The organism is Luteococcus sp. (assembly GCF_043424415.1).
GTDB lineage: Bacteria > Actinomycetota > Actinomycetes > Propionibacteriales > Propionibacteriaceae > Luteococcus.
The window spans coordinates 1-6915 of sequence record NZ_JBHWOO010000179.1; the positions used below are offsets into that span (position 1 = coordinate 1).

Here is a 6915-nt window from a genome sequence, read left to right on the forward strand (position 1 = left end):
TGGGTCGTCGCGCCCTACGGCTACCCCCTGAACGCCACCTCCGCCAGCCGCCTCACGACGGTCATCGCCGTCCTGGCCATCACCCTCACCCTGTCCTGGATCGCCTGGACCCGCACCCTGCGTCGCCGCGCAGCCCAATGACCACCGACCTCACACCCACCGACGATGACCCGCGCCGTCACCAAGAGCGCCACACGATGGCACACACCACCTCCGGAACAGCACTCGTCTGGATCGACCTGTGGGAGTACCAATGCTGTGGCACACCCCTCCACGCTGGGGACGTCGCCGACCTCACCGTCTCCCATCTCGCGGAAGCCGACCACTGGCAAACGGCAACCGGAGAGCCCATCACCCCGCAGGAACCGGACCAGCGCAGTCCACACCGCCCTCACACCCACCGCGACGGGGCGGGCAGCCTGGGTCAGCACCGTGCCGCGAGCAGGGGCACTCGACTCCACGACGACCGACATGTCAGGCCGCCTTCTGGGCGGTGGGCTTGCTGGTCGCCTCGTCGAAGCCGGTGGCGCGGAAGGACCAGGCGAGCTTCGGGCGACGGCCGTTGTCGTCGATCCAGGGCGTCAGGGTGAGGCCGGTGAACTTGACCGGCGTGAAGGGCAGCCCGGACGTGTTCGTCGGCGGGACCGGCTGGTGGGAGGCGATGAGCTTCACCACGACGGTCTTGTCGCGGTTACCCGCTTCGGGGTCGGCGTCCAGGACTGCGACCTGCCAGACGGGAAGACCGGTCTCCTTGTCGAGCTGCTGCGGCCGGGACCCGTCCGGCCGCTGGGGTGCGTTGAAGTCGAAGACCGCCTCGGCCTGCTCACTGAGCAGGTAGGCCCCGTGGGGGAAGGGCAGTTCCATCGGGACCGGGATCTTGCGTGCCAAAGCCATGACCACTCCTTTGTGACTGTTCCTGCAACCTGCAGGACGTATAAGACATCTTGCACGACCTGAAGGTCTCCTGCAAGACGTTTTTGTCATCTTGTGTGATCTATGAGTCCGTTTCTGTCCTTACGCTTCGCATGGGGTGCAGGTCAGGCATGATGTCTATATGGACATGTCAGAAGTCATTCGCGCGCGCCGTGCTCGCCTTGGCATGTCCCAGGCCGAGCTCGCGTCGCAGTCAGAAGTGGCGGTCCGACAGATCGCCCGCTACGAAGCAGGAGAGCAGCAGCCGGCCTTCAACGTCGCCCAGCGGATCGCCACAGCCCTCGACCTCACCCTCGACGAGCTGGCCGGAAGCTACAGCGACGGCCTGGACCTGTCCGGTGACTGGCACATGTCGTGGCAGACCTGGAAGGACGGCGAGGAGTACTACACCGTCCAGCGCGTGCACGTGGCCCAGAAGAACGACCGCCTGATCCTGGTCGCGGAACGCGGCGAAGGAGAACTGGACGACGGCTACTACGCCTGGCGCGGCGAGATGAAGCTGTGGGACAACGACACCCTGATGGGCTGGTACGCCGCCGCCGACGGAGCCTCCCGATCCAAGGGAACCCTGATCTTCACCCTCAACCCGCAAGGCCTCCACGCCCACGGGCTATGGACCGGCATCAGCTACGACGGACTACTCACCGGACGCGGCGGCATGGCCCGCGACCAGGACAAGGCCCTCGCCATCGCACAGAAGGGAGCCGACGCATGAGCGAGCCGGAATTCGTCACCGTCACCATCACCGCACCCGACCACGAACAACTGGCCAGCATCTGCCGCACCCTCGTGGAAGAACGCCTCGCTGCGTGCGCGAACATCGTTCCCCAGGTCCACTCGATCTATCACTGGGACGGCGCCATCGAAGAGGGCCCCGAAGCGCTCGCCCACCTGCACACCCGCGCCGACCTGTTCTCGACGCTGGAAACCAGGGCGGCAGAACTCCACCCATTCGACGTGCCTCAGGTCGTGGCCCTACCAATGGCCGACGTAGCCAACGCTTACGGGGCTTGGATCAACGACCATGTCACCACTGTCACCTGATGCTGCAGCAGACCCACAACTTAGGTGTCCTGCTCATCGGAATGAATCCATCGGCGACCCAAAACGAGCATCAAAGCGTTTGCCGCAAGCCACAGGAGCCAAAAGAGCCAGAAGGATGTGTGCAGCCAACGGCAGGTCACGACGATGATCCCCCAGGCGACCAGTAGCAAGCCTGTGAAGATGCATCCGCGGCGCCTCTGGAGCGGGGTGACGCTCTTGGTCTGCGATGGGCTGTCGGCCATCTGCAACAGGAGCCGTCGGATGTCGTACTCGGCGGAGCTCATCGAGGACTGACGCTCCGCCAAACGAGCCTCGACACCTTCTATGGTGCCCGTGGGGTCCGCTTGGGGATCTCGGTCGTTGGCCATGAGGCATTATCAACCATCCGGTGGGCGGAGGTCATCCAGCCGGCCGCGACCGACACCGCGCCGGCCAGCACGCTCAGCACGATCCTGGTGTTGGTCTCCGGACTGAACACCGGTGGTCCTCCCATGGTCAGGTCCTCCTGCTCTCAGACGCCGATCATGCCCTCACAACCGGCCTGCCAGAAAGCTTGACGCGGGACAGCGGCATCAGGGTGCTTTGGGGCGCGAGTCCGGGTCTGCCCTGATGTGGTGGCGCCACGCACACCCGTAGCGTCGACACCATGCGTCCAGAACCCGCCATCACGCCCGCCCCTTCCGACGTCGCCGACCTCGTCCAACAGCTGACCTCCGGCCCGTGGCCGACCACTGAGACCGAACGCAGCGCATGGTTCACCCAGCACGGACTGGACATGACCGAGACAGCAACCGACGAGGACTACGTCAATTCGCAGGGGCCGAGCAACTGGGGCAACCCTCGAGGAGGATGGCACTTCCACAACGGCGAGTTCGTAGGGTTGCACTGGTTCCTCTGGTCGGGTGAGCCATGGGACACCGTCGTGGCCCCGGCGGCGACACAGCTCCAGAAGTTGCTCTCCGGGATCGCAGGCTCCCCGGACGACATCGGAAAGTCGAACGGTCCTGCGACAGGGTTCCGCGCCTCTTGGACAGTGAATGGCCACAGCATCGAGATGTATGCCCATGGCCCCCGCCTCGGCGCAGGCATACCCGATGATCGCGCTACAGCCGTGCAGCTGCACGTTGATCACGCCGGCCGCAGCGCCAGCAAGGACGAAGAGGCACGAGCCAGTCGCTGAGTGCGCAGCAGGCACACACGACCCAACACGACACACCACCAGCGGCAGATGCGGATGTTCTAGACCAGACCGTGGAGCGTGGCGAAGGGGTCGTAGGTCGGATCCGTTTGTGGTTGGTACTCGGCGAGCTGGGTGGCCTTGGTCGCTGCCCCCGTGCCGAAGAGCTTCTCGATGAGTGCTGCCGCCATGTCCATGCCGGCGGCCACTCCAGACGAGGTCCAGCGGTCACGGTCCTCCACCCATCGCGCTTCCGTGACCCAGTCGACATCCGCCCCGAAGGAGGAGGCCCAGTCGAAGGCGAACTTGTTGCTCGTCGCGCGGTACCCGTCAAGTGCACCGGCCGCGGCCAGGAGGGCGGAGCCCGTGCAGACCGATGTGACCAGCTGTGCAGACTGTCCGGTCTCGCTGAGCCACGTCAGGAACCTCAGGTTGGAGGTTAGTGGGCGTGTTCCGGCGCCGCCCGGGACGAGGATGATGTCGGGGTCGTGGAGCTCGCTGTGGGCGAGGTCGGTGATGACTTGGGCGCCCTGGGAGCTACGGACGGGACCGGCGACGGGGCCTGCGTAGTCGATGGTGACGCCAGGAACCTTGCTCATCAGTTCGACTGGTCCGAACACGTCGAGCAGCTGGAACTGGTCGAACAGGATGATCGTGATGCGACGCTCGTTGCTGGGCACGCCCCGAGCCTATCGGCGCGTTGGGCGCCACCACGGCGGCAGATGATCGCGTTGATCGGGCCCGACTCGAGGGCCGGCTTAGCTGCTGGCGCGGTGGATGAGCTCGTGGCCGAGGATGAGCTGTCGGGGCTGACAGTTCGGGTCGACCAGCAGCCGTGCGGTGTGAGTGCCTTGGTCGCGGGCGTAGGTATCAATGGTGGTGAGGTCACGTTCCTCTGTGTCGGGGATGCCGTCGAACCCGGTGACGGCGATGTCGACTCCAGGGCTCAGGTGACGACGGTTCAGTTCATCGAGAGCGCCGATGGCCAGCGGATCCCCGACGCAGGCCAGGGCAGTTGTGTTGGGACATGCATCGAGGGCGGCCGCTGCCGCTGCGGCGCCCGCTGCCCGTCCCCAGCTGGTCGCTTGGGCGACCGTGGGTGGGCAGGGGCCAAGGCCATTGACGATGCCCTGGGTGCGGGCCCAAGGCCCGTTCGGTCGTTCTGCGGCTAGGTAGTCAGCCCAAGTCATGGTGACGGGTGTCGGATGCTGGTGTGCGACGGGCCCGGTGATCAGGCACACGTGGTCATGTCCACGCTCTCGAAGATGAGCAGCGATCGCTGTCCCGGCGGCGTGCTCGTCGATGGTGACGTAGCAGGGGCCGTGAGGTCCGCCGGCGACCACGGGAAGTCCTTGGGATCGGGCCATGGACATGATCGGGTGGGACGACCAGGTCACCGCGATCCCATCGACCAGCGTGTTCCTGAGTGCGGTGGCTGATGCCTGCTGGGTGGCTGGGACCGTCATGAGCACGAGACTGGCCTGCGCGGTGCGCAGCTCGTCGGAGAAGCCAGCCAGCCACTGGATCTTGAACTGGTCGTCGAAGGCGGACTGCAACGGGTCCATGAATACGACCCCGTAGGCGTTGGCGTGCCCTTGGCGCAAGATTCTGCCGGCAACGTGGGGGCCGTAGTAGCCCATCTTCGCGGCCCTGGTCAGGATCCTGTCGCGGAGCTCAGTGGAGAGCTGGTCGGGGCGGCTGAACGCGTTGCTCACCGTTGTGGTCGACACGCCCATGACCTGCGCCACGTCCTGCATCCGTACCATCCTCCTACCTCCTCCCCTCGTCGATGCTGTCTTGATCGATCAAGAAGATACTGGCCACCGGATCGTTTGACGAGAACACGCAGGGAGTACAGCCCATGAACGAGGACACCTACACCGGCCAGGACATGGCCATCGACTGGGCAGCAGCCCGCGCCGCGAACCAGGTCATGTGGGACGAGCGCGCACCCCAGCACGAGGTCAGCTACGGCGCTGCCGATTTCGCGGCAGACCCGACCCAGAACTGGGTCGAGAAGGACCTGGCCGTGCTCGAACCCTTCCTGCCCGGTCACAGCATCCGCGGTCTGGACGTGATCCACCTTCAGTGTCACATCGGCACCGACACCCTCTCCCTGGCCCGCGCCGGCGCCACGGTCACGGGCCTCGACTTCTCCCAGGAATCCCTGGCCGTGGCCCGTCGTCTCACACACGACAGTGGCTTGGACGCGGCTTGGGTGCAGGCCGATGCGCTGGAGGCCCGCGCGGCCGTGGACGGGGACTTCGACGTCGTGTTCACCGGCGTGGGTGCCCTGACCTGGCTCAACGACCTCCACCAGTGGGCCCGGCAGGTAGCCGCACTCCTGCGGCCCGGCGGCACTTTCTACATCCGCGATGGGCACCCCATGCTGTACGCGATGGACGAGTCACGTCTCCCGCTGCAGGTGCGCAACCGCTACTTCGCCAACGGCACCGCCCAGACCTGGGACGACGACAGCAGCTACGTCCCCGGCGTCACCACCACCCGCACCCGCACCTACGAGTGGCCCCACTCGATGTCCGAGATCATCACCGCCCTGCTCGACGCCGGGCTCCGCCTCGACCTGTTTCACGAGGACAAGACCCTTGACTGGCAATGGGGCACCTTCATGAAACCCACACCGGACGGTTACGTCATGCCCTACGAACTGCGCGACACCGTGCCGCTCACCTACACACTCGTGGCCACCAAGCTCTGAGCACATCCGATACGCGGAGAACCGTTGCAGATCGTGACGGCCGCGCGCTGAATGCGGGGCTGGCGGCAGATGATCGCGTGTGCAGGTGGTTCGATACGCCCATGAGCCCCCTCAGCGTGAAGGTCATCGCGAGTACTCCGGAAGTGCGTCAGCTGCTGGCCCGGATCCATGAGGAGTCCGCGGTGGAGGCGTACGCGCACATCTTCACCGATCCGTTCCCACGCGAGGAGACGCAACAGAGGTGGAACTCCTACTCGGGAAGCATTGCCCTGGCCTCAATCGAGAACTCGGTAGTGGGGTTCGTGGCGTGGCATGACGGTGAGGTCGATGCGCTCTACGTGCTTCCTAGCGCTGCTGGATGCGGGGCGGGTGGGCGTCTCTTGGAGGCAGCAGCCAACGCGACACGGCTGTGGGTTCTCGAGGACAACAGTCACGCGCGAGGGTTCTACGAGCGGCGGGGCTGGTCGCCCTCCGGTCGCATCCGTCAGCAGTATGGACCGGTTCGGGAACTCGAATACGTCCGCGCTCCATCCTGATTCGACCATTAGCACAGCTCCTGGCAGCGGCTACTAGTTGAAGCGCCCCAGGTTTGATGCCGCATCCTTGTGAGTTCGAGAGGATGTCAGCATGCCGAAAGTTGTCGATGAGAAGGTCCGTGCCCGGGCGGTGCGGTTGGTGCAGGAGCACCGAGCGGAGTACCCGACGGTGTCGAAGGCGTTGGAGGCGGTGGCCCGGCAGGAGGGGGTTGGCAAGGAATCCTTGCGCCGGTGGGTGAACCAGGCCGAGATCGATGCCGGGACCCGCCAGGGCACGACCAGTGACGAGCTGGCCGAGATCAAAAAGCTCAAGGCCGAGAACAAACGCCTACGAGAAGACGTGGCCATCTTGAAGGCGGCCACAACTTATGTGGGTGATCGGTGTCAAGCGGTGGCGTGATCGAGGTCTTCGAGTAGGTGGGTGTAGATCTCGGTGCGGCGGGTTTGTCCTTTGGCGCAGGCGTCGTTTCGTTGGGCGATGAGGGTGGGCCGGTGCTGGTTGGTGG

The 6915-nt window shown here is 65.3% G+C and carries 8 protein-coding genes and 1 pseudogene; 6 read left to right on the forward strand and 3 right to left on the reverse strand.

Going from position 1 to position 6915, the window contains the following annotated elements; genetic code table 11:
* Positions 1-474: 474 nt before the first annotated feature.
* A complete protein-coding gene (locus tag ACHFFZ_RS10525; protein ID WP_394276579.1) occupies positions 475-894 on the reverse strand; it encodes a plasmid replication, integration and excision activator in 420 nt (139 codons plus the stop codon).
* A gap of 160 nt (positions 895-1054) precedes the next feature.
* On the opposite strand from ACHFFZ_RS10525, the gene ACHFFZ_RS10530 reads away from it, so the two are divergent.
* From ACHFFZ_RS10530 to ACHFFZ_RS10540, 3 genes are all read left to right on the forward strand, one after another.
* The gene (locus ACHFFZ_RS10530) at positions 1055-1648 is read left to right on the forward strand and encodes a helix-turn-helix transcriptional regulator (protein ID WP_394276580.1); all 594 of its coding nucleotides are present in this window, start codon (positions 1055-1057) and stop codon (positions 1646-1648) included.
* Complete coding sequence (gene cutA, locus ACHFFZ_RS10535) at positions 1645-1977, forward strand: divalent-cation tolerance protein CutA (RefSeq protein WP_394276581.1); 333 nt, start codon at positions 1645-1647, stop codon at positions 1975-1977. Before ACHFFZ_RS10530 ends, cutA begins: the two co-directional genes overlap by 4 nt.
* Before the next feature lie 775 nt (positions 1978-2752).
* Positions 2753-3157: a hypothetical protein gene (locus tag ACHFFZ_RS10540; RefSeq protein WP_394276582.1), complete on the forward strand. Its 405-nt coding sequence runs from the start codon at positions 2753-2755 to the stop codon at positions 3155-3157.
* Positions 3158-3216: 59 nt separating this feature from the next.
* Here the strand turns inward: ACHFFZ_RS10540 and ACHFFZ_RS10545 are convergent, their stop codons facing one another.
* Together ACHFFZ_RS10545 and ACHFFZ_RS10550 are read right to left on the reverse strand one after the other, a co-directional pair.
* Complete coding sequence (locus ACHFFZ_RS10545; RefSeq protein ID WP_394276583.1) at positions 3217-3834, reverse strand: DJ-1/PfpI family protein; 618 nt, start codon at positions 3832-3834, stop codon at positions 3217-3219.
* 78 nt (positions 3835-3912) lie between these two features.
* Positions 3913-4920, reverse strand: coding sequence for a LacI family DNA-binding transcriptional regulator (locus ACHFFZ_RS10550; protein ID WP_394276584.1), 1008 nt, complete (start codon positions 4918-4920; stop codon positions 3913-3915).
* 95 nt (positions 4921-5015) lie between these two features.
* On the opposite strand from ACHFFZ_RS10550, the gene ACHFFZ_RS10555 reads away from it, so the two are divergent.
* The 3 genes and pseudogenes from ACHFFZ_RS10555 to ACHFFZ_RS10565 form a co-directional block, all read left to right on the forward strand.
* Positions 5016-5873 (forward strand): class I SAM-dependent methyltransferase, encoded by an 858-nt coding sequence (locus ACHFFZ_RS10555; RefSeq protein WP_394276585.1) that lies wholly within the window; start codon positions 5016-5018, stop codon positions 5871-5873.
* 101 nt (positions 5874-5974) lie between these two features.
* Positions 5975-6409 (forward strand): GNAT family N-acetyltransferase, encoded by a 435-nt coding sequence (locus tag ACHFFZ_RS10560; RefSeq protein ID WP_394276586.1) that lies wholly within the window; start codon positions 5975-5977, stop codon positions 6407-6409.
* A gap of 91 nt (positions 6410-6500) precedes the next feature.
* A pseudogene (locus ACHFFZ_RS10565) lies at positions 6501-6782 on the forward strand (transposase); the annotation flags it as partial.
* Positions 6783-6915 lie beyond the last annotated feature (133 nt).